Here is a 21,889-nt window from a genome sequence, read left to right on the forward strand (position 1 = left end):
TGGCCGTACGCCAATGGATGGCACCGCAACCAATTGTTCCATCCCTGATGTTCGCTGCACGTCAGCACCCCCTGCGTACGACCAAAGTACTAACGCCGATTCGTCCTGTGCCGATTGACCCTGCCGTGGGCAAGCGGGACTCTTTGACAGTCTTTCCGGGAGAGAGCACCTCATGAAAGGGTTTTCCAAACTGGGCTGGGCGGTACTCGCTCTGCTCGGCGCGTTCTGTCTGGGCACCGTGGCATTGCGCCGCGGCGAACACATCAATGCCCTGTGGATCGTCGTCGCCGCTGTGTCGCTGTACCTCGTCGCCTACCGCTTCTACAGCCTGTTCATCGCCAACAAGGTGATGCAGCTCGATCCGACCCGGGCCACTCCGGCGGTGATCAACAACGATGGCCTGGACTACGTCCCGACCAACAAACACGTACTGTTCGGCCATCACTTCGCCGCCATTGCCGGTGCAGGTCCGCTGGTAGGCCCGGTACTGGCCGCGCAGATGGGTTACCTGCCCGGCCTGTTGTGGCTGGTGGTCGGCGTGGTGCTGGCCGGCGCGGTACAGGACTTCATGGTCCTGTTCCTGTCCAGCCGCCGCAACGGCCGTTCGCTGGGTGACCTGGTCCGCGAGGAGATGGGCCAGGTGCCCGGCACCATCGCGTTGTTCGGTGCGTTCCTGATCATGATCATCATTCTGGCCGTGCTGGCGATGGTGGTGGTCAAGGCGCTGGCGGAAAGTCCGTGGGGCATGTTCACGGTAATCGCAACGATGCCGATCGCCATCCTGATGGGCGTGTACATGCGCTACATCCGTCCCGGCAAGATCGGCGAGATCTCGGTGGTCGGCCTGATCCTGCTGCTGGCAGCAATCTGGTTCGGCGGCAAGGTAGCAGCGGACCCGACCTGGGGCCCGGCCTTCACCTTCACCGGCACCCAGATCACCTGGATGCTGATCGGCTACGGCTTCGTCGCCTCGGTGCTGCCGGTGTGGCTGCTGCTGGCCCCGCGCGACTACCTGTCGACCTTCCTCAAGATCGGCACCATCATCGCGCTGGCCATCGGCATCCTCGTGGTGATGCCGGAATTGAAGATGCCGGCACTGACCCAGTTCGCCGCCAGCGGTGATGGCCCGGTGTGGAAGGGCGGCATGTTCCCGTTCCTGTTCATCACCATCGCCTGCGGTGCGGTCTCCGGCTTCCATGCGCTGATTTCCTCCGGCACCACACCGAAGCTGCTGGCCAATGAAGCGCACATGCGCTACATCGGCTACGGCGGCATGCTGATGGAATCGTTCGTGGCGGTGATGGCACTGGTGGCCGCATCGATCATCGATCCGGGCATCTACTTCGCCATGAACAGCCCGGCCGCCGTGATCGGTGCCGATGCGGCCTCCGCCGCGCACTACATCACCAACACCTGGGGCTTCACCATCACGCCCGAGCAGCTGACCGCGACCGCGGCGGCCATTGGTGAGCCGACCATCCTGCATCGCGCCGGTGGTGCGCCAACGCTGGCAGTCGGCATCGCACAGATCCTGCACCAGGCGATACCGAGCAGCAGCGACGCGATGATGGCGTTCTGGTACCACTTCGCGATCCTGTTCGAAGCGCTGTTCATCCTGACCGCCGTGGATGCCGGCACCCGCGCCGGACGCTTCATGCTGCAGGACCTGCTGGGCAACTTCGTGCCGGCGCTGAAGAAAACCGAGTCGTGGACCGCCAACATCATCGGTACCGCCGGCTGCGTGGCGCTGTGGGGCTACCTGCTGTACACCGGCGTGGTCGATCCGTTCGGCGGCATCCAGACCTTGTGGCCACTGTTCGGCATCTCCAACCAGATGCTGGCCGGTATCGCGCTGATGCTGGGTACGGTGGTGCTGTTCAAGATGAAGCGTGACCGCTATGCGTGGGTCACTGCCGTACCGGCCGTGTGGCTGCTGATCTGCACCACCTACGCCGGCTTCATCAAGATCTTCGACAGCAACCCGGCACAGGGCTTCCTGGCGCAGGCACACAAGTTCCAGGCTGCCCTGGCCAGCGACACCATCACCGCGCCGGCCAAGTCGGTGGCGCAGATGAAGCAGATCGTGGTCAACGCCTACGTCAATACCGGCCTGACCGCGCTGTTCCTGCTGGTGGTCGGTGCGGTGCTGGTGTATTCGATCAAGACCATCCTGGCAGCACGCCGCAATCCGCAGCGGACTGACCGTGAAACCCCGTACGTGGCACTGAAGCCGCATGAAATGGTGGACCTGTGATGAGTACCCAACTGGTTCCCGTCGGCCAGTACCAGGCGCACCGCCGCATCTGGCGGCGCCTGGTGCAGACCGCACGACTGTGCTGTGGCATTCCTGATTACGACAACTACGTCCGGCACATGCTGGAGAAGCATCCGGACCAGCAGCCGATGGACTACAAGACGTTCTTCCGCGAACGTCAGGAAGCGCGCTACGGCGGACGCAACGGCGGACGCTGCTGTTGAGGATTGGGTGCCGGGCTTGCAGCCCGGCGCCCGCAGAGACAACGGCAACGGCCGAAGCGTCGGCTCTGGTTTTCCGTGGATTTGGCGGGGTGGTGTCGGATGGCGGGGACGCCCCGTCATCCGACACCACCCCACCTTCGACAGATTTCCGGTGACGGCAAGAAACATCCGGGGTCGGATCCGTTTCCTCTGGGAAACGGATCCGACCCCTTCTTTGTTCATGGATACCCGTGAAATGCATCCACGCATGGCGTGGATCTACCTGGTGGCAGGCAAAAAGAAAGCCGAGCGTGGGCTCGGCTCTACACGGGGAGCGCGGGTTCACGGCACTTGCCGTGAACCCGCAACATGTCCGTCAGGTCAGAACTCAGGCACCGGCCATCCACTTCAGGATCAGGCCGGTTACATAGGCCAGCCCCGTGCCTGTGGCATAGCCGACCGTACCCAGCAGCACGCCTACCGGCGCCAGTGTCGGATGGAAGGCCGCTGCGACCACCGGGGCAGATGCCGCCGCACCGATGTTGCCCTGCGAACCAATCGCGAAGAAGAACAGCGGTGCGCGCAGCAGCTTGGCCACCACCCACAGCACCAGCACATGGGTCGCCATCCAGATTGCACCAAGCAGGAACAGCCACGGCCGATCCAGCAGCGACAACAGGTTCATCTGCATGCCGATGCAGGCGATCAGGAAGTACAGGAACACCGTGCCCAGCCGCGATGCACCGGCGGCTTCCAGGCGGCGCGCGCGGGTGAAGCTGAGCGTCAGGCCCATCGCGGTGGACAGCAGGATCACCCACACGAACTGGCTGTCCAGGCTGAACTGGCTGGCCCAGCTGACGTTGGACTTGAACCAGCCCGACAGCGGCGCGGCGATCGCATGCGCAAGGCCGACGCCACCCAAAGCCACACCCACAATCACCATCAGGTCGGTCATGCTGGGAATGCGTGCGTTCTGCGCCTCGTAGGCACTGATGCGTGCCTTCATTTCGTCGATGGCACGGGTGTCGGCACCGTTGCGGGTGTCGATCTGCTGCGCGCGGTTGGCCATGAACAGCAGGATTGCCATCCACAGGCTGGCGCAGGCCACATCGACTACGGCGAACTGGCCGAAGGTGGTGGCATCGGTACCGAACACTTCGCGCATGGCGACCATGTTGGCACCGCCACCGATCCAGCTGCCGGCCAGTGCGGCCATGCCGGCCCAGGTATCACCGGCCACCGTTTCCGGATGGATCAGCTTCATCACCTGGAACGAGACGATGGCACCGAGCATGATGCCGGCGGTGCCGGCACAGAACACCAGCAGCAGCTTCGGACCCAGCTTGATGACGCCCTTCAGGTCGATCGACAACGTCAGCAGGACCAGCGCGGCAGGCAACAGCACATCACGCGCGACCGGGTTGTACAACGAAGTGTTGTGGCCATCGATGACACCGGCGGTGTTGTAGATGGCCGGAATGAAGTAACACAAGAGCAGTGCCGGCACCCAGGCGAAGATCTTCTTCAGCAAGGGCGTCGGACCACTGGCAGCCCAGAAGATCAGGGCGAGGGTGGCGGCAATCAGGCCCAGGCCAACGATGTCGTTGCTGATCAGGGCAGTAGCGGGTTCGGTCGGCATGGGATCCTCTGTCGATCGAAAGAGCGGGAAAAAAAAGCGCCGCATGAAGCGGCGCAGGATGAGATTAACATTGTCTTCACGCCGGGTCATGCTGCAGTGCCGACCACGACCACATCCCCTCAGGGAGCCCACTCATGCAGCTTGGCGCCTTTTCGGTCAGCCTCTCGGTGAAGGATCTCGCGGTTTCCCGCACCTTCTACGAGGCCCTCGGCTTTTCAGTCACCGGCGGTGACCCGGCGCAGAACTGGCTGGTGATGCGCAGCAACGGCACGGTGATCGGGCTGTTCCAGGGCATGTTCGAAGGCAATCTGCTCACCTTCAACCCCGGCTGGGACCAGCACAAGCAGGAACTGCCCCGCTTCCAGGACGTGCGTGAGCTGCAGGCCGCACTGGATGCCCAGGGCATCGAACTGGCGGTCCGCACCGATCCTGATGGCCAGGGTACGGGCTATCTGCAGCTGGCCGATCCCGACGGCAACGTGATCCTGATCGACCAGCACGTGGCGCGGCCGGCGGGCGGGGACGCGGACAGCATGCCAACCTAGATTGGCATCTACCGGGACACGGCCAGCCATTGCCTGGGTAGGCGTCGACCTTGGTCGACGGACAGCATGCCAACCCAGGTTGGCATCTACCAGGGCATCTGGATCAGGATGGGCGGGAGGCGCTGAAGTCCAGGCTCGCCCGCGTGCCACGCGGTTCGCAGGGTTGCAGTTGCAGGGTCCAGCCCAGGTGCTCGCACAGCCGCGCGATCAGGTCCAGGCCGATGCCGCCGCGGTCGGTTCGCTCGCCCCGCGCCATCCGCGCATGGATCGCCGCGATCTCCTCGGGGCTCATGCCATGACCGGGGTCCTGCAGGGTCAGCACCGCCGACGCACTCAGCCGCAGTTCGATATGCCCACGCCCACTGTTCTCGATGGCATTGCGCAGCAGGTTGCCGATCGCCGCCTGCACCACCGCCAGCGGCGCAACAATGTCCACCGGCGCCGCCTGGATACCGATGCTCAGGTCCTTGTCGCCCAGCAGGTGTCGATGATCGTCGACGATCTCCGGCAGCAACTGGTCCAGCGCGATGCGCTCGGCACGCGAGGCCAGGCGATCGGGATCACGGGCCAGTACCAGCAGCAGCTCGATCAGCTGCTCCACGCCCTGTGCGGTGCGCAGCACGCGCTGGATCTGCTGGCGCGCACGCTCGGGCAGGCCCGGCTGCTCCAGCGCCAGCTCGGCGGCACCGGTCATCACCGCGATCGGCGTGCGCAGCTCATGGCTGGCCGTGCTGATGAACACCCGCTCGCGTTCGACGAACTGCTCGTTGCGATCCAGGTAGTCGTTCAGTGCATCGGCAATCGTGTGCAGCTCGGAGCTGCCGCGCGGATCAACATCGATGCGCTGGCCCTGCGCCCCCGGCCGCAACGTGGCAATGTGCTGGGCCAGCAGGCTCAGCGGGCGCACCATCCGTTCCATGCCGAACGAGGCCATCAGTACGGTAACGAAGATCATGATCACGCCCGCCAGCATCACCCAGCGGGTCGCGAACTGCTCCAGGTCGTGGAAGTCGGAGATGTCCAGCGCCAGCGCCACCCGTCCCATCGACTGGGTCTCGCGCACCATCACCGCCATCTCGCGGCCCTTCACCATCACCCCGTCATGCAGTCCGGGATGCAGGGTGCGCAGGCTGTCGGGCAGGTTGATCGCATCGAAGCGGTAGAGACTGAGCGTGTCCGAATCCTGCCAGCGGTAATGCGGCTCGTGTTCAACATGCTCGACGATGCTGTCCAGTTCGGAATTGAGCAGCGCGCGCCACGCCGCGTGCTCGGCATGCTCATGCACGTAGTTGCCAACGCTGAACACCGCCAGTGACAGCAGCGCCAGGTACCCCAGCAACCACCACAGCACGCGCCGGTACAGCGGGCCGGGCTTACGCACCTTCATCAGGATCCTTGCCAGCGTCGCTGCCGGCGGTCACAGCCAACCGATAACCGACCCGCGGCAGGGTATGGATCAGCTTTTCGCCAAATGGCCCATCGACGCTGCGGCGCAGTTCGTAGACGTGTGAACGCAGCAGGTCGCCATCCGGCGGCTCGTCACCCCACAGGGCAAATTCCAGCTGCTGGCGGGTGACCGCACCGGGACTGGCCCGCATCAGCACCTCCAGCAGTTTGCGGCAGGCCGGGTACAGGTGCAGCACCTGGCCCTCACGCTGGGCTTCCAGGGTCGCAAGGTCCAGCACGAGGTCGCCGACCTGCAGCCGCTTGCGCGGGTTGCGCCCCTGTGCGCGCAGCAGCAGGGCCTCCAGCCGTACCTCCAGCTCAGGCAGCGCGAATGGCTTGGTCAGGTAGTCATCGGCACCGGCACGGAAGCCGGCGATCTTGTCCGGCAGCTCGTCGCGCGCGGTCAGCATGATCACCGGCACCTCCGAAGCGTGCTCGGCGCGCAGCCGGCGCAGCACCTCGGGGCCCTCCATGCGCGGCAGCATCCAGTCCAGGATCACCGCATCGTAGGGGTGGCTGCCGGCCAGGTGCAGGCCGGTGATGCCATCCGGGGCCACGTCGAGCACGTGCCCGCGCGACTCGAAATAGTCGAACAGGTTGGCCACCAGCTGGCGGTTGTCCTCGATCACCAACAGACGCATGCACGAAACATCCACGGAAGTTCGTAGCATGGTAGCGCTGCTCATGTCGGAATGCGGTCGCCCTGCCCCGTTCTGACGCTTTTTCCACCTTTGTCACCTCAAAGTGGCTGTTTTGCTCCCGGAGCCTGCCGTGCCCGTAGCCTTTCCCCGCCAATGGCGCCTGCCCCTGTTGTGGCTGCTGATCATCGCTGCGCTGGCAGCGGGTATCGGTCTTCGGCAGCCACAGCCACCGGACGAGCCGCGCTTCGTGCTGGCGGCCAGGACCATGGTCGAGAGCGGGCAATGGCTGTTGCCGCACCGTGGCGTCGAGCTGTATGCGGAAAAGCCGCCGGTATTCATGTGGCTGCAGGCGGTCGCCTATGAAATTGTCGGCAGCTGGCAGTGGTCGTTCCTGTTGCCGTCATTGCTGGGTGCCCTGCTCAGCCTGTGGCTTGTGTCGGATCTGGCACGGCGGCTGTGGACACCGCGGCATTCCGTCTATGCCCTGGCCGCGCTTTTCTGCACCCTGCAGTTCGGGTTGATGGCCAAGCGTGCGCAGATCGACATGGCGCTGGTCGGTATGACCACCGTGGCCCTGTGGGGGCTGATGCGCCATCTGTGCGAACGTCGCAACCTGCCTGCACTGTGGTTGGCGGGGTTTGCCGCCGGGCTGGGTACCGTGACCAAGGGCGTGGGCTTCCTGCCGCTGCTGATGGTGCTGCCCTGGTTCGGCTGGTGGCTGTACCAGCGCCGTCGCGGGTACACCGTGGACGGCCCGCATCCTGCCACGCTGCTGTGGCTGATTCCCGCGTTCCTGCTGGGCGTGGGAGTGTGGCTGGCGCCGCTCGGCTGGGCCCTGCTGCATTCACCCAGCGCCGAACTGCAGGCCTACGCACATGAACTGTTGTTCAAGCAGACCGGCACCCGCTACGCCAATGCGTGGCACCACCGGCAGCCGATCTGGTACTACCTGCAGGTGATTCTGACGCTGTGGCTGCCCGGCAGCCTGCTGCTGCCGATGTTGTTCAAGCCGTGGTGGCGCCGCCTGCGTCGTGGCGACCGTCGGCAGTGGCTGTTGCTGGGCTGGGCCGTACTGGTGCTGGTGTTCTTCAGCGCCAGCCCGGGCAAGCGCGAGGTGTACCTGTTGCCGATGCTGCCGGCGCTGGCCCTGGCCGTAGCGCCGCTGCTGCCGGGCCTGCTGCGCCGCCTGTGCGTACGCCGCTACCTGTTCGGCTACAGCATGGTGCTGATGCTGGCCACCGGCGTGCTCGGCGTGATGTTGATGACCGAACATCCCTGGGCGGTGGCTCAGCTGGAACGCCGTGCAATGCCGGACACCCTGCTGCCAGTGCTCGGTGATGGCCTGCTGACCTTCGCCATCGCCCTGGCCACGCTGATCGTGTGGTTGCGGGTACGTCGTGCTGCAACGCTGGTACTGCTCACCCACGGCATGCTGTGGATGCTCTACGGCCTGGTGCTGATTCCGGCGCTGGATCCGTATGCCTCGGCTTCGGCGCTGATGCGCAGGGTCGGCGCGCGGATCGGCCCGGACGCCGAACTGGCCCTGGTCGCCTGGCGCGAACAGAACCTGTTGCAGGCCGACCGCCCAGTGCGCGAGTTCGGCTTCAAGCGGCCGTGGGCCGAACAGTGGCATGACGCCGGCCCATGGCTGGCCGAGGCACCGGGCAAGCGCTGGCTGCTGGTGCTGGACGATGCAATGAGCCCCTGCGTGGACCCGGCCAAGGTGATTGATATTGGTGTTGCCAATCGCAATCGTTGGCAATTGCTTCCAGGAACGGCATGGGATCCCGAGTGCCATGCCGAACGGACCGGGTCGACCGCCGAAGAAGACTGAACGTTGACATGTGCTGGGCAAACATTAACCCGGCACGAACGAGCGTCCGACCCTTCTCCGACATCCAGGTGACGAGCATGGCCGCGGATTCCCGAACCGCCCTTTCCCAGCATGCCCGTCCGTCCCATTGATTCGGTAGCACCGCTTGCGACATCGCCACTGGCGTCAAAATTTGCCGTAACTCACCTCTGGCTGCCTGTCGCAATCGGTCTGCCCGTGTTTACGCTGCTGATGGGTTTCGGCGGCGACCAGTGGGTGGCCGATCATCTGTTCCGCCTCGAAGGCGGCCATTGGGCGCTGCAGGACGCCTTTGTCACCCGCACGCTGGTGCACAAAGCCGGCAAATGGCTGAGCACGGCAGCAGCCCTTGTGGCGATTCTGCTGTGCTTCCACCACTGGCGTAAGGGTCGCGATCGCACCCTGCGGTGGGCGCTGCTTTATGTCGTAATTGCCATGGCGCTGGGCACGGGTGTGATCTCCCTGCTGAAGTCGCTGGTGCCGATGGAATGCCCCTGGGACCTGCTGCGCTACGGCGGCCACCAGCCTTTCATCGGGCTGTTCACCGTGCGCCCAAGCGGCATGTCGCCCCAGGCCTGCTTCCCCGCTGGCCACGCCAGCGCCGGCTACGCTTGGCTGTGCCTGTACTTCTTCGCGCTGTTGTGGCGTCCTGCCTGGCGCTGGGCCGGGTTGTGGATCGGCCTCGGTGCTGGTCTGGTGTTCGGCATCGGCCAGCAACTGCGCGGCGCCCATTTCCTTTCCCATGACATTGCCACTGCAATGATCTGCTGGCTGCTTTCGCTGGGCCTGTACCTGATCGTCAAACGCGTCCTGATCCGCCGTCAGCTGGACCGTCCCAACCGCCAGGAGGCGAACGCATGAGTGCATCGGTCCAACGCCCCGCCCGCCTCCCTGCGTTGGCGGGTCTTCTTCGCTGGCGTCCGCAGCTGTCCACCGAAGCATTGATCACGCTGACCAGCCTGTTCTTCGCAGTAGCCGGCAACGGCCTGTTCTGGCACAGCGCGATGGCCAGCCATCCGGGCAGCCTGCGTTACGCGCTTTCGTTGCTGCTGTTGCTGCTGGGCGCGCACGGCCTGCTGCTGGGCATCCTGGTCTGGCGCTGGAACGCCAAGGTGGTGATCAGCGTGCTGCTGTTGGTGACCGCGTTCGCTGCGCATTACATGAGCCGCTACCACATCTATCTGGATGCGGACATGCTGCGCAATGTGCTGGCGACCGATCCCAAGGAAAGCCGCGAGCTGATGACGGTGTCGCTGCTGTGGCCGGTATTGCTGCTTGCAGTGCTGCCGATGGTGGTGCTGTGGCGCGTGCAGCTGCGCCGCCGCAGCTGGGGCCGCAACCTGTTGTGGCGCATCGGCTTCCTGGTGGTGGCGGCGGTGACCGCACTCGGCGGTGCGCTGATTTCGTTCCAGGATGTTTCGGCACTGATGCGCAACCAGCGCGAAGTGCGTTACCTGGCCACCCCGGCCAACGTACTGCTCGGCCTGCCGCGTGCACTGCGTGGCGACAACCCGGTGCAGCGCGCACCGAAGCTGCCGATCGGCACCGACGCCAAGGCCACCCCACGCGCAGCAGCCAGCAAGCCGCGCCTGCTGGTGATCGTCATGGGCGAGACCGTGCGTGCGCAGAACTGGGGCCTCAACGGCGGGCGCAACACCACCCCGGAACTGGCACAGGCCAGCGTGGTCAATTTCCCCGACATGCATTCGTGCGGCACCAGCACCGAAGTCTCACTGCCGTGTCTGTTCTCGCCGTGGGGCCGCCACGACTACGACGAGAAGAAGATCCGCGCACACCAGTCGCTGCTGCACGTATTGAACCGCGCCGGCATCGCCCCGTTGTGGCGTGACAACCAGTCCGGCTGCAAGGGCGTGTGCGAGGGCCTGGACTTCCAGTCGCTGTCCGACGCGACCACACCGGGCCTGTGTGCCGATGGCCGCTGCATGGACGAGATCCTGTTGCAGGATCTGGCCGCCCAGGTACGTGCGAAACCGGGCGACCGGGTGGTGGTGCTGCATCAGCTGGGCAACCATGGCCCGGCCTACTTCGAGCGCTACCCACCGGCGTTCCGACGCTTCACCCCGACCTGCGACACCCGTGACATCGGCCGCTGCTCGCGCGAAGAAATCACCAACAGCTACGACAACGCCGTGTTGTACACCGATCACTTCCTGACCAGGACCATCGGCACGTTGCAGGGCATGCAGGACTACGACTCGGCGATGATCTACCTGTCCGACCATGGCGAGTCGTTGGGCGAGAAGGGCCTGTTCCTGCACGGCGTGCCTTACGCGATCGCCCCGGCCGAACAGACCCGGGTGCCGATGACGATGTGGTTCTCGCAGGGCTTCGCCAGCAGCCGCGGATTGAACCTGCAGTGCCTGCGCACACGTTCGGCAGCGTATACCGACCACGACAACCTGTTCCCGTCGGTGCTGGGTCTGATGCAGGTGAAGACATCGCTGTACGAGCGCGACCGCGACGTGTTCGCCAACTGCGAAGGTTGAGGGTTGTTCGGCAGGGCTTGCAGCCCTGCACCTGCAGAGGCAACGTCAACCGCAACGGCCGAAGCAACAGCAGAAGCGGGTTTCCCGAGGGGTGGCGGGGTGGGTCCGGTTGCGGGGGACGCCGTAAATACATCCATGTAGGCCCGGTCGCCGCATCCATGCGGCTCACGCCCCCGCAACCGGACCCACCCCGCCTTCGACAGTTTGCCGCGATCTGATGGAACGACCGTGGGGTCGGATCCGTTTTCCTGAGGAAAACGGATCCGACCCCATTTTGATTTTCGATACCTGACAGATGTGTCGACCAAGGTCGACACCCACCAACGGCCGCCGCGATCTGTCAGAGGTGGGGCGGTGTGGGCTTGCAGGACCGTTGGCGCCATGGATGGCGCCATCGAGCCCCCATGGATGGGTTTACGGCGTGTCCTGCAAGCCCACGCCGCGCCGCCATCCCACGGATAGCCCGCTTCTGCTGTTGCTTCGGCCGTTGCCGTTACTTCTGCGGGTGCAGGGCGCAGCCCTGCCGAACCCTACCGACTTCCGCCACTTGCGGTGGCAACGCCTGCCCACTAGCCTTCGGCGGTCGTTCACCACCCAAGGACCGCCCGTGAAACACCGTCATCTCCTGCTGGCCTCGGCAATCGCCGCCGCCACGCTGGCCCTGGCCGCCTGCAAGAAGGAAGCTGCGCCAGGCACCGACACCGCCAGCAGCAGCGCCCCGGCCGGCGAAACCGCCGACCAGTTCGTGGCCCGCATCAATGCCGAATTCAAGGCCGCCTACCCGGAGATGACCTCGGCGCAGTGGCTGTCCTCCACCTACATCAACAGTGATTCGGAACGCATCGCGGCCAAGGCCAACGAACGCTCACTGACCCAGCTCAACAGCTGGATCGAACAGGCCGCCAAGTTCGATGGCAAGCCGATGAGCGAGGACAGCAAGCGCGCGATCCACCTGCTGAAGCTGATGTCCTCGATGCCGGCACCCCGTGACCCGGCCAAGCTGGCAGAACTGACCCAGATCGCCACCCGCATGGAAGGCAGCTACGGTGCCGGCAAGTACTGCACCGATGCCAACGATCCGAACTCCTGCCGCCAGCTGGGCGAGCTGGAGCAGGTGCTGGCGCGCAGCCGCGATTACGACAAGCAGCTCGACGCATGGCAGGGCTGGCACAGCACCACCAAGAGCATGCGCGGCGACTACCAGAAGTTTGTCGGCCTGGTGAACGAAGGTGCCAAGGGCATGGGCTTCACCGATGCCGGCCAGATGTGGCGCAGCGGCTACGACATGCCGCCGGAGCAGATCGGCCCGGAAACCGACCGCCTGTGGGAGCAGGTCAAGCCGATGTACGAGCAGCTGCATTGCTATGCACGCGGCAAGCTGGACAAGACCTACGGCAAGGACAAGGCCGAAGTGGGCAACGGCCTGATCGCGGCGCATCTGCTGGGCAACATGTGGCAGCAGGACTGGTCGAACCTGTGGGACCAGCTGGAACCGTACCCGGGTGCCGGCAGCCTGGACATCACCGCTGCGCTTGAAAAGCAGTACCAGACCAACCTTAGCGCGGCGCTGGCCAAGGCCGGCAAGGATGCCAACGTAGCGGCGCAGTACAAGGCGCAGCGCGAGGCCGAACTGCGCACCGCCAAGCAGATGACCGAGCGCGCGCAGGACTTCTACGTGTCGCTGGGCATGCCGTCGCTGCCGCAGTCCTACTGGGAAAAAACCCAGTTCATCAAGCCCGATGACCGCGATGTGGTCTGCCACGCCAGCGCCTGGGACATGAACATGGAAGGCGACGTGCGCACCAAGATGTGCATCAAGCCGAACGAAGAGAACTTCACCACCATCTACCACGAGCTGGGCCACATCTATTACGACCTGGCCTACAACCCGCTGCCGCCGCTGTTCCAGGGCGGTGCCAACGATGGCTTCCATGAAGCAATCGGCGACACCATCGTGCTGGCGATGACGCCCAAGTACCTCAGCTCGATCGGCCTGGTCGATGCGCCGACCGAAAGCCGCGAGGCGGTCATCAACAACCAGATGCGCATGGCGCTGTCGGGTGTGTCGTTCCTGCCGTTCGGGCTGATGATCGACCGCTGGCGCTGGGGCGTGTTCGATGGCTCCATCACCGCCGACAACTACAACAAGGCGTGGTGGGACCTGAAGGCCAAGTACCAGGGCGTGGCCCCGGCCAGCACCCGCGGCGAAGAGTTCTTCGATCCGGGCGCGAAGTACCACGTACCGGGCAACACTCCGTACACCCGCTACTTCCTGGCGCGCATCCTGCAGTTCCAGTTCTACAAGGGCCTGTGCGATGCCTCCGGCTACAAGGGCCCGCTGCATGAGTGCACCTTCTACGGCAACAAGGAAGCCGGCCAGAAGTACTGGGCGATGCTGAGCAAGGGTGCCAGCCAGCCGTGGCAGGCCACGCTGAAGGAACTGACCGGCACCGACAAGCTCGATGCCGGCCCGATGATCGAGTACTTCAGCCCGGTCAACGAATGGCTGAAGCAGCAGAACGAAGGCCAGATGTGCGGCTGGCAGGCCAACGCGGCACCGGCGGCGAAATGAAAAAAGGGGCGGATCCGCGAGGATCCGCCCCTTTCTGGTAGTGCCGGCCGCTGTCCGGCAACTACGCGATGAAGACCCAACGGGCAGCCGGCCAGCGGCCGGCTCTACCGAAATGCCTGTCAGCTGTTCTTCTTCGCGGCCATCGCTGCGGCCAGTTCGGCCTTGAATTCCTCGAAGGTCTGGCCCTTTTCCTTCGCTTCGGCCTGCGCAGCATCACGCAGTGCATCCGAGTACACCAGGCGCACCGGCGTGCCGTTGCGTTCGTGCAGTTCGCCGGCCTGCATGATCAAGGCCAGCACCTGGGCAGCACTCTCGCTCTGGCCGGCGATGCGGCCATCCATGCCCAGCACCCATTCGCCATCGCGCCGGACGATACCGGCCAGCAGCGTACGCTGCGGGTCGCGCAGTTCGGCATGCGGCTCCACCGGCGAGGCCTGCGCGGCTGCCTTGTTGGCGGCCTGCTTTTCCTGGCGACGGCGCTGGTCGCGGCGGATCTTGGAGCTGGTGGACATGATGCGGTACCGCTGCGAGGGGGGCGCAAGGATAACGCACCCCGCCCGCAGCACCGCTTCACGCCAACGCTCAGTCCAGCACTTTGCCGTGCCGCCAGTAGCCCATGAAGGTGATGGCGCGGCGGTCCAGCCCGCAGTCACGCACCAGATGGCGGCGGATCGCCATGACCGCACCCGCCTCGCCGGCCACCCAGGCATACAGCGGTCCGGCCACGCTGGCATCGGCCTGCTCCCACAGGATCTGCGCGTCGACATCGATCTCTTCCAGCGCATCGCCGGCAGCCACGCTCGAGGTCGCTGCCAGCCGTTCCTGGACCGCCTGCAGCAGCGGCTGGCCATAGGCGGCCTGCCCACGCGGCAACCACACCAGCTCGGCGGTGTCCGGCGCTTTCAACGGCACCGCGTCGCCGGCCTGGGCCACTTCCAGCAATGCCAGCGTGCGCGGCGGATCAGGCATGGCCGCCAGTTCCTCCAGGATGCCCGCCACCGCAGGCAACGCCGTCTCATCGGCCACCAGCAGTACCTGGCCGACACCGGCCGGCGGCTTCCATTCCCAACCTTCGCTGCTGTCGGCACAGTCGGCATCGGGGGCCAGCAGCACGACACGGTCACCCGGCCGCGCATGCATGGCCCAGCGCGAAGCGGGCCCGGTCACGCCGTGGATGACGAAATCAACGTCGACCTCGCCCTGCTCGGCACGCAGCTGGCGGATGGTGTAGGTGCGCATCGGCGGCCGCAGCTCATCAGGCAGGGCCCGGTAGCGCGGATACCAGTCCTCGCCGCTGGGCACCTGTGGCACCTCCTGGCCGGGCAAGGGGAAGAACACCTTGATCCGCTGGTCCGGGCCTTCGGTCTTCATCCGCGCCACGTCGGCACCGGTGAACACCATGCGGTCCAGGGAAGGGGAAAGAACGCGGCGCTCCTTCAGCGCCACCTCGAACAGGCGGTAGGTCTGCTGCGCAGCCATGGGGGTACCTCATGCGACGACATCGGATTGGCTGGCTGTCGTGCATCCACGCACCGGCTGGCTGGAATGCCCAGCCTAGTCCGGTTGTCCGCGGCTGCAAGGATGTGCCGGCATCCCCGCCAGCTCTACCCCTGCACGCTGCTCAATGACCCGTGCAGGCTGCCTGCGCCGCGCGCTCGCGCTGGTGTTCCCAGTACCAGAACACGAAGCCGGCGCCAAAGAACGCGGCCTGGCCCAGTGCCAGGTGCAGCGGGCTGGCGCTGAGCAGCGGCGACACCACGCCGGCCACCACGGTGCTGATCATCAGCTGCACGAAGGCCTGCAGCGAGGACGCCAGGCCACGCTGGTGCGGATACATGTCCAGCACCGCCAGCGCCAGGATCGGGAAGATCAGCGCCATGCCCATGCCGCCCAGGAAGATCGGCATCACCGCCCACGGCAGTGCGAACTGTGGTGCCAGGCCGACGTAGCCGATGTTCAGCAGCACCGACAGCGCACACAGGCCGAAACCGATGGAGACCTGTCGCGTGGGGCTGCTGTGCCCGGCCATGCGCCCGGACAGGAACGAGCCGGTGGTCATGCCGCCGATGGTGGGAATGAACAGCCAGGCGAAGCCGCCCTCGCCCAGGTGCAGGTGCTGCATCACGAACACAGGCGCCGAGGAGATGTACAGGAACACGCCACCGAAGCCGATGCTGCCGGCCAGCGCCAGGCGCAGGAAACGCGGATTGAAGCCGATGCGCACGTAGTCGCGCAGCAGCACGCGCGGTGACAACGGCACGCGCGCCTCGACCGGATGGGTTTCCGGCAGGTAGCGTGCAGTGGCCGCCAGCAGCACCAGCGCGAACACCACCAGGAACCAGAAGATCAACGGCCAGCCAGCGCCGCTGAGCAGGATCCAGCCACCGATGATCGGGGCGATCGCCGGGGCGATACCGAACAGCATCGACACCTGGCTCATCAGCCGCTGCGCGTCGTGGCCGTGGTACAGGTCGCGGATCACCGCTCGGCCGACGATCATGCCGACACCTGCCGACAGGCCCTGCAGTGCGCGGAACGCCAGCAGCGTGGTCAGGTCGGTAGACAATGCACAGCCCACCGAGGCGCCGACGAAGATCACCAGACCGCCGAGGATCACCCGCTTGCGGCCCCAGGCGTCGGACAGCGGTCCATGGGCCAGGCTCATCAGGCCGTAGAACAGCAGGTACACGCTGATGGTCTGCTGCACCGCCACTTCGTCCACCGCCAGGCGCTGGGCCAGCTGCGGGAACGCCGGGAAGATGGTGTCGATCGAGAACGGACCGAACATGGCCAGGCCAGCAAGCAGCAGGGCCATGCGGCGGGTGGAGGGAGCAACAGCGGCGGTCATGGAGAGGCGTCCGGCAGGGCCATGCGCGGCACGCACGGCGGGCGCCAGTCCCCTGAAACAGGGACAGCGCCAGATGAATTCGGGTATCCGCCCATCATAGGTGGGGATTGCGCCCCGCGCCATGCACGGATGCACAAAACGCACGGCCGGGCCATCGGCCATTCAGGCGCAGCGGCGCCTCCCGGGAGCGGCCGGCCGGCGCGCAACGGGCTATAATCGGCGGGCAACACGGTGGGAGAAGCGGAACACCGCTGCCGAAGGCGCAACGCCCGTAATCGCTCAGGCCCGATACCACCCGTAACAGAACTCTGGAGAGACCGGTTCAATCCGGCGCCGAAGGGGCAAGAAGCAGCGGTCCGCCGCGCTTTCAAACTCTCAGGCAAAAGGACAGAGGGGCGCCCCGCAGACCGCCGACCGGCGGCTTGTGCCCGTGCGTGTGCCCTTTCCTGACGGATCCTTCGCCATGTCCCAGAACACCCCTTCCCTGCGTGAGCTCGAGCATCATTCGGCCTTCGTCGAGCGCCACATCGGCCCCAACGATGCCGAGATCGCGCAGATGCTCGGCGTCATCGGCCACGCCTCGCTGGATGCGATGACCGATGCCATTGTGCCGGCCAAGATCAAGTCGCCGGCACCGCTGGCGCTGCCGGAGTCGATCACCGAAGTGCAGGCGCTGGCGAAGATCCGCGCGATCGCCGACAAGAACACCGTACTGCGCAGCTTCATCGGCCAGGGCTACTACGGCACCCACACGCCGAACGTGATCCTGCGCAACATCCTGGAAAACCCGGCCTGGTACACCGCCTACACCCCGTACCAGGCGGAAATCTCGCAGGGCCGCATGGAAGCGCTGATCAACTTCCAGACCCTGTGCGCCGACCTGACCGGCATGGAAATCGCCAACGCCTCGCTGCTGGACGAAGCGACCGCCGCCGCCGAAGCGATGACCCTGGCCAAGCGTTCGGCCAAGTCGAAGTCGGACACCTTCTTCGTGCACGACGCCGTACACCCGCAGACGCTGGAACTGCTGCGCACCCGCGCCGAACCGATGGGCATCGTGCTGCGCGTGGGCACGCCGGCCGAAGCGCTGGAAGCGGACGGCTTCGGCCTGCTGCTGCAGTACCCGGATACCTTCGGCCAGGTGGGCGATTACAAGGCGCTGGTCGATGCCGTGCACGCACGCGGCGGCCTGGTGGCGGTTGCCACCGACCTGCTGGCGCTGACCCTGCTGGCCGCCCCCGGCGAATGGGGCGCGGACATCGTCGTCGGCAACAGCCAGCGTTTCGGCGTGCCGTTCGGCTTCGGTGGCCCGCACGCTGCGTTCATGGCCTGCCGTGACGCCTACAAGCGTTCGATGCCGGGCCGCCTGATCGGCGTCTCGATCGACGCGCAGGGCAACCCGGCCTACCGCCTGACCCTGCAGACCCGCGAGCAGCACATCCGTCGCGAGAAGGCCACCTCCAACATCTGCACCGCGCAGGTGCTGCTGGCGGTGATGGCCTCGATGTATGCCGTCTACCACGGCCCGGAAGGCCTGACCCGCATCGCGCGCCGCACCCACCGCCTGGCTTCGATCCTGGCTGCGGCACTGCGCAAGGCCGGCGTGCAGGTCGGTGGTGACTTCTTCGACACCCTGCATGTCACCGGCGTGCACGCCGATGAGATCCACGCCAAGGCCCGTGCCGCCGGTTACAACCTGCGTGCGATCGACAGCGACTCGGTCGGCATCAGCCTGGACGAAACCACCACCCGCGCCGACATCGTGGCCGTGGCTGCCGTGTTCGGTGCTTCGCTGGACGTGGACGCACTGGATGCCAGCACCGCCGACGCCCTGCCGGCCGGCCTGCTGCGCCAGTCTGAATTCCTGACCCACCCGGTATTCAACACCCACCACAGCGAGCACGAGCTGCTGCGCTACCTGCGCTCGCTGGCCGACAAGGACCTGGCGATGGACCGCACGATGATCCCGCTGGGCTCGTGCACCATGAAGCTCAATGCCACCGCCGAGATGATCCCGGTGACCTGGCCGGAGTTCTCGCAGATCCATCCGCTGGTGCCGGCCGATCAGGCGCTGGGCTACAAGGAACTGATCGACTCGCTGGAAGCGATGCTGGTCGAATGCACCGGCTACGACGCAGTGAGCCTGCAGCCGAACTCCGGCGCGCAGGGCGAGTATGCCGGCCTGCTGGCGATCCGTGCCTACCACCGTTCGCGCGGCGAAGACCATCGTGACATCTGCCTTATCCCGGACTCGGCGCACGGCACCAACCCGGCCTCGGCGCAGATGTGCGGCATGAAGGTGGTGGTGACCAAGACCGACGCCAACGGTAACGTCGACGTCGAGGACATCCGCCTCAACGCCGAGAAGTACAGCGACCGCCTGGCCGCGATCATGATGACCTACCCGTCCACGCACGGCGTGTTCGAGGAAGAGGTGGTGGAGATCTGCGAGATCATCCACAAGCACGGCGGCCAGGTGTACACCGACGGTGCCAACATGAACGCTCTGGTCGGCGTGGCCAAGCCGGGCAAGTGGGGTTCGGACGTTTCCCACCTGAACCTGCACAAGACCTTCTGCATCCCGCACGGCGGCGGCGGCCCGGGCGTTGGCCCGTGCGCGGTCAAGGAGCACCTGGCGCCGTTCCTGCCGGGAAAGCTGGGGGACCACGGCCCGGTCGGCATGGTCAGCGCGGCCAGCTTCGGCAGCGCCTCGATCCTGCCGATCAGCTGGATGTACATCGCGATGATGGGTACCGAAGGCCTGCGCAAGGCCACCCAGGTCGCCCAGCTCAACGCCAACTACATCGCCAAGCGCCTGGCTCCGCACTTCAAGACCCTGTACACCGGCCGCAACGGCCTGGTGGCACACGAGTGCATCCTGGACGTGCGCCCGCTGGAGAAGACCAGCGGCATCGGTGCCGAAGACGTGGCCAAGCGCCTGATCGACTTCGGCTTCCATGCCCCGACCCTGAGCTTCCCGGTGGCCGGAACGCTGATGGTCGAACCGACCGAAAGCGAATCGCTGCATGAGCTGGATCGCTTCATCGACGCGATGATCCAGATCCGCGAAGAGATCACCGCGATCGAAGACGGCCGCCTGGACCGCGAGGACAACCCGCTGAAGAACGCGCCGCACACTGCCACCGCGGTGACCGCCAGCGAGTGGACCCACGCCTACCCGCGTGAACTGGCTGCGTTCCCGCTGCCGAGCCTGAAGCTGCAGAAGTACTGGCCGCCGGTGGCTCGCGTCGACAACGTGTACGGCGACAAGAACGTGATGTGCGCCTGTATCCCGGTCGATGCCTACAAGGATGATGAAGTCGAGGCTTGATTCCTCGCTGCATCGGTAAAGAAAACGGCCCGCGCAAGCGGGCCGTTTTCATAAGGGCGTATGGACCAAGGCCCACACCCACAAACATCCGGTCACGGGTCCGGCATCTGCCCCAGGCTCAACTGCCACGACACGCCGAAGCGATCCTGCACCCAGCCATAGCGGTTGCTGAAGTCATAGTCGCCCACCGGCATCAACCAGTGACCGCCCTCGCCCAGCACCCGCGCGGCACGCTCGAACTGTTCGGCGCCGGAGCACTCCACGAACAGCGAGATCGACGGCGAGAAGGTGAAATCGTGCACGTCCAGGCTGTCAAAGCACAGGTAATGGGTGCCGCCGAGCAGGAAGATGGCCTGGCGCACCTGCCCCGGCACGCCCGCTCCCGGGCCTTCCGGATGGCGCTGCATTGCCAGCAGGCGGAAATCGGCGAAGGCTTCGGCGTACAGGGCCAGGGCGGCCTCGGCCTGGCCGGTGAACATCAGGAAGGGGCGACTGCGCAGCATGCGGTACTCCTGGTCGACGGGCCGCTGGCGGCCCACGCGATCAGGATGGCACGGCGGATGTGCAGCCCCCGTGGTAGTGCCGGCCGCTGGCCGGCAGCTTCAGTCACGCCTCGCGCATGCGCCGTGCGATGGCACTGCCGGCGGCGATCGTGGCGGTCAGCGCCACCATCGACAGGAACTGCAGCCGGGTATGCGACTCGCTCAGCAGCAGGCCGAAGATCAGTGCCAGGATGCCCAGCGCACAGACGGTCAGCCATGGGAAACCGGCCATGCGGAACGGCAGGCGGGTGCCGAGGCGGTCGGCGCGGCGGCGCAGCACCAACTGCGAGACCAGCGACAGCGTCCACACCAGCAGGCAGGTGGAACCGACGATGTTCAGCAGCACCGGCAGTACGCGGTCCGGGAACAGCAGCTCCATCACCGTGGCGGCAAAGCCGAACAGCACGCTGGCCAGCACGGCGATCACCGGCACCTGGCGCGGGTCGGTCCAGCCGAGCACGGCCGGCGCTTCACGACGCTGCGCCAGCGAATACATCATGCGCGAGGCGCCGTAGAGGTTGGCATTGAGCGCCGACAGCAGCGCGATCACGGCGATCAGGGTGATGGCCGTACCTGCGCCCGGGATGCGGGCGATATCCAGCACCGCAGCGAACGGCGACTTCAGCGCCTCGCTGGTCCACGGCACCACGGCGATGATCACGCTCAGGGAACCGATGTAGAACACCAGGATGCGCCAGGCCACGGTGCGGATGGCACGGGCGATGCTGCGCTCGGGATCTTCGGTTTCGGCTGCGGCGACCGCCACGATCTCGGTGCCGCCAAAGGCAAAAACGACAACCAGCAGTGCCGCGCCAATACCGGCCAGCCCCTTCGGCGCGAAGCCGCCATGCTCGGTGAAGTTGCTCAGGCCCGGCGAGGCCACCTGCGGCAGCCAGCCCATCAGCAGCGCCACGCCGATGGCGATGAAGGCCAGGATCGCCGCCACCTTGAGGATGGCGAACCAGAATTCGAACTCGCCGAAGTTCTTCACTCCGAGCAGGTTGATCGCGGTGAAGAACAGCATGAAGGCCAGTGCCGCCATCGGCACCGGTATCACCGGCCAGACCGAGGCCAGCAGCCCGGCTGCACCGACGGCCTCGGCGGCGATCACGATCACCAGCTGCACCCACCACAGCCAGCCCACGGTAGCGCCGGCGGTAGCGCCCATGGCGTCGGCCGCATATACCGAGAACGCACCACTGGTCGGTTTGGCCGCCGCCATTTCGCCCAGCGCGTTCATTACGATGATCACCAGCGCGCCAGCCACCAGATACGACACCAGCACCGCCGGACCGGCCGCCTGCACACCCACGCCCGAGCCGAGGAACAGGCCGGCGCCGATGGCGCTGCCCAGGCCCATCATGATCAGCTGGCGGGGCTTGAGCGAGTGCCCGAGGCGGGACGGCGAAGCGGTCGGAATCGAGTTGGGCATCGGCAGGGCTGGCGGCGGCTACAGGGGCGACACCTTACCCTGTCCCATGCCCACGGGGATAGGCACAGCGCAGCAGG

At 65.8% G+C, this 21,889-nt stretch carries 16 protein-coding genes and 1 riboswitch; of the genes, 8 read left to right on the forward strand and 8 right to left on the reverse strand.

Annotated features, from left to right (window positions below; genetic code table 11):
• Window positions 1-172 precede the first annotated feature (172 nt).
• The gene (locus ACZK2G_RS16280) at window positions 173-2,254 is read left to right on the forward strand and encodes a carbon starvation CstA family protein (RefSeq protein WP_136639988.1); all 2,082 of its coding nucleotides are present in this window, start codon (window positions 173-175) and stop codon (window positions 2,252-2,254) included.
• On the forward strand, window positions 2,254-2,478 hold the full coding sequence (locus ACZK2G_RS16285; RefSeq protein ID WP_006383180.1) for a YbdD/YjiX family protein: 225 nt from the start codon (window positions 2,254-2,256) through the stop codon (window positions 2,476-2,478). Before ACZK2G_RS16280 ends, ACZK2G_RS16285 begins: the two co-directional genes overlap by 1 nt.
• Window positions 2,479-2,845: 367 nt before the next feature.
• On the opposite strand, the gene ACZK2G_RS16290 is transcribed toward ACZK2G_RS16285, so the two are convergent.
• Window positions 2,846-4,096, reverse strand: a complete 1,251-nt coding sequence (locus ACZK2G_RS16290) for a DUF819 family protein (protein ID WP_136639989.1) — start codon at window positions 4,094-4,096, stop codon at window positions 2,846-2,848.
• A gap of 134 nt (window positions 4,097-4,230) precedes the next feature.
• On the opposite strand from ACZK2G_RS16290, the gene ACZK2G_RS16295 reads away from it, so the two are divergent.
• Window positions 4,231-4,641 (forward strand): VOC family protein, encoded by a 411-nt coding sequence (locus ACZK2G_RS16295; RefSeq protein ID WP_428710402.1) that lies wholly within the window; start codon window positions 4,231-4,233, stop codon window positions 4,639-4,641.
• Window positions 4,642-4,744: 103 nt separating this feature from the next.
• Here ACZK2G_RS16295 and ACZK2G_RS16300 read toward each other — a convergent pair whose 3' ends face one another.
• Both ACZK2G_RS16300 and ACZK2G_RS16305 read right to left on the reverse strand, forming a co-directional pair.
• On the reverse strand, window positions 4,745-6,028 hold the full coding sequence (locus tag ACZK2G_RS16300; RefSeq protein WP_136639991.1) for a sensor histidine kinase: 1,284 nt from the start codon (window positions 6,026-6,028) through the stop codon (window positions 4,745-4,747).
• Window positions 6,015-6,728: a response regulator transcription factor gene (locus ACZK2G_RS16305; RefSeq protein WP_136639992.1), complete on the reverse strand. Its 714-nt coding sequence runs from the start codon at window positions 6,726-6,728 to the stop codon at window positions 6,015-6,017. The genes ACZK2G_RS16300 and ACZK2G_RS16305 overlap by 14 nt, the downstream gene beginning before the upstream one ends.
• Before the next feature lie 112 nt (window positions 6,729-6,840).
• Here ACZK2G_RS16305 and ACZK2G_RS16310 point away from each other — a divergent pair, with 112 nt between their 5' ends.
• The 4 genes from ACZK2G_RS16310 to ACZK2G_RS16325 all read left to right on the forward strand — a co-directional run bounded on the left by ACZK2G_RS16310 (window position 6,841) and on the right by ACZK2G_RS16325 (window position 13,659).
• On the forward strand, window positions 6,841-8,562 hold the full coding sequence (locus ACZK2G_RS16310; protein WP_478475594.1) for an ArnT family glycosyltransferase: 1,722 nt from the start codon (window positions 6,841-6,843) through the stop codon (window positions 8,560-8,562).
• A 111-nt stretch (window positions 8,563-8,673) separates the two neighbouring features.
• On the forward strand, window positions 8,674-9,441 hold the full coding sequence (locus tag ACZK2G_RS16315) for a phosphatase PAP2 family protein (RefSeq protein WP_136639994.1): 768 nt from the start codon (window positions 8,674-8,676) through the stop codon (window positions 9,439-9,441).
• Window positions 9,438-11,087 carry a phosphoethanolamine transferase gene (locus ACZK2G_RS16320; RefSeq protein WP_478473839.1) on the forward strand — a complete coding sequence of 550 codons (1,650 nt, stop codon included), beginning with the start codon at window positions 9,438-9,440 and terminating at the stop codon, window positions 11,085-11,087. The genes ACZK2G_RS16315 and ACZK2G_RS16320 overlap by 4 nt, the downstream gene beginning before the upstream one ends.
• Window positions 11,088-11,694: 607 nt before the next feature.
• A complete protein-coding gene (locus tag ACZK2G_RS16325; protein WP_125895308.1) occupies window positions 11,695-13,659 on the forward strand; it encodes a M2 family metallopeptidase in 1,965 nt (654 codons plus the stop codon).
• 119 nt (window positions 13,660-13,778) lie between these two features.
• On the opposite strand, the gene ACZK2G_RS16330 is transcribed toward ACZK2G_RS16325, so the two are convergent.
• From ACZK2G_RS16330 to ACZK2G_RS16340, 3 genes are all read right to left on the reverse strand, one after another.
• A complete protein-coding gene (locus ACZK2G_RS16330) occupies window positions 13,779-14,171 on the reverse strand; it encodes a hypothetical protein (protein ID WP_046985107.1) in 393 nt (130 codons plus the stop codon).
• Between the two features lie 70 nt (window positions 14,172-14,241).
• Window positions 14,242-15,138, reverse strand: coding sequence for a siderophore-interacting protein (locus ACZK2G_RS16335; RefSeq protein ID WP_478473841.1), 897 nt, complete (start codon window positions 15,136-15,138; stop codon window positions 14,242-14,244).
• Window positions 15,139-15,280: 142 nt separating this feature from the next.
• On the reverse strand, window positions 15,281-16,507 hold the full coding sequence (locus tag ACZK2G_RS16340; RefSeq protein WP_046985110.1) for a multidrug effflux MFS transporter: 1,227 nt from the start codon (window positions 16,505-16,507) through the stop codon (window positions 15,281-15,283).
• A 298-nt stretch (window positions 16,508-16,805) separates the two neighbouring features.
• Window positions 16,806-16,908: riboswitch (glycine riboswitch) on the forward strand.
• A gap of 62 nt (window positions 16,909-16,970) precedes the next feature.
• Here ACZK2G_RS16340 and gcvP point away from each other — a divergent pair.
• Window positions 16,971-19,838: an aminomethyl-transferring glycine dehydrogenase gene (gcvP, locus tag ACZK2G_RS16345; protein WP_046985105.1), complete on the forward strand. Its 2,868-nt coding sequence runs from the start codon at window positions 16,971-16,973 to the stop codon at window positions 19,836-19,838.
• 92 nt (window positions 19,839-19,930) lie between these two features.
• On the opposite strand, the gene ACZK2G_RS16350 is transcribed toward gcvP, so the two are convergent.
• On the reverse strand, window positions 19,931-20,341 hold the full coding sequence (locus ACZK2G_RS16350) for a VOC family protein (RefSeq protein WP_253079732.1): 411 nt from the start codon (window positions 20,339-20,341) through the stop codon (window positions 19,931-19,933).
• 103 nt (window positions 20,342-20,444) lie between these two features.
• On the reverse strand, window positions 20,445-21,812 hold the full coding sequence (locus ACZK2G_RS16355; protein WP_253079731.1) for an amino acid permease: 1,368 nt from the start codon (window positions 21,810-21,812) through the stop codon (window positions 20,445-20,447).
• Window positions 21,813-21,889 lie beyond the last annotated feature (77 nt).

The organism is Stenotrophomonas sp. 107298_Sma (assembly GCF_056480345.1).

Bases quoted from the DNA above. Each gene is read 5' to 3' on its own strand.
- ACZK2G_RS16280 (WP_136639988.1), top strand. From the start codon at position 173: ATGAAAGGGTTTTCCAAACTGGGCTGGGCGGTACTCGCTCTGCTCGGC.
- ACZK2G_RS16285 (WP_006383180.1), top strand. From the start codon at position 2,254: ATGAGTACCCAACTGGTTCCCGTCGGCCAGTACCAGGCGCACCGCCGC.
- ACZK2G_RS16290 (WP_136639989.1), bottom strand. From the start codon at position 4,096: ATGCCGACCGAACCCGCTACTGCCCTGATCAGCAACGACATCGTTGGC.
- ACZK2G_RS16295 (WP_428710402.1), top strand. From the start codon at position 4,231: ATGCAGCTTGGCGCCTTTTCGGTCAGCCTCTCGGTGAAGGATCTCGCG.
- ACZK2G_RS16300 (WP_136639991.1), bottom strand. From the start codon at position 6,028: ATGAAGGTGCGTAAGCCCGGCCCGCTGTACCGGCGCGTGCTGTGGTGG.
- ACZK2G_RS16305 (WP_136639992.1), bottom strand. From the start codon at position 6,728: ATGCGTCTGTTGGTGATCGAGGACAACCGCCAGCTGGTGGCCAACCTG.
- ACZK2G_RS16315 (WP_136639994.1), top strand. From the start codon at position 8,674: ATGCCCGTCCGTCCCATTGATTCGGTAGCACCGCTTGCGACATCGCCA.
- ACZK2G_RS16320 (WP_478473839.1), top strand. From the start codon at position 9,438: ATGAGTGCATCGGTCCAACGCCCCGCCCGCCTCCCTGCGTTGGCGGGT.
- ACZK2G_RS16330 (WP_046985107.1), bottom strand. From the start codon at position 14,171: ATGTCCACCAGCTCCAAGATCCGCCGCGACCAGCGCCGTCGCCAGGAA.
- ACZK2G_RS16335 (WP_478473841.1), bottom strand. From the start codon at position 15,138: ATGGCTGCGCAGCAGACCTACCGCCTGTTCGAGGTGGCGCTGAAGGAG.
- ACZK2G_RS16340 (WP_046985110.1), bottom strand. From the start codon at position 16,507: ATGACCGCCGCTGTTGCTCCCTCCACCCGCCGCATGGCCCTGCTGCTT.
- gcvP (WP_046985105.1), top strand. From the start codon at position 16,971: ATGTCCCAGAACACCCCTTCCCTGCGTGAGCTCGAGCATCATTCGGCC.
- ACZK2G_RS16350 (WP_253079732.1), bottom strand. From the start codon at position 20,341: ATGCTGCGCAGTCGCCCCTTCCTGATGTTCACCGGCCAGGCCGAGGCC.
- ACZK2G_RS16355 (WP_253079731.1), bottom strand. From the start codon at position 21,812: ATGCCCAACTCGATTCCGACCGCTTCGCCGTCCCGCCTCGGGCACTCG.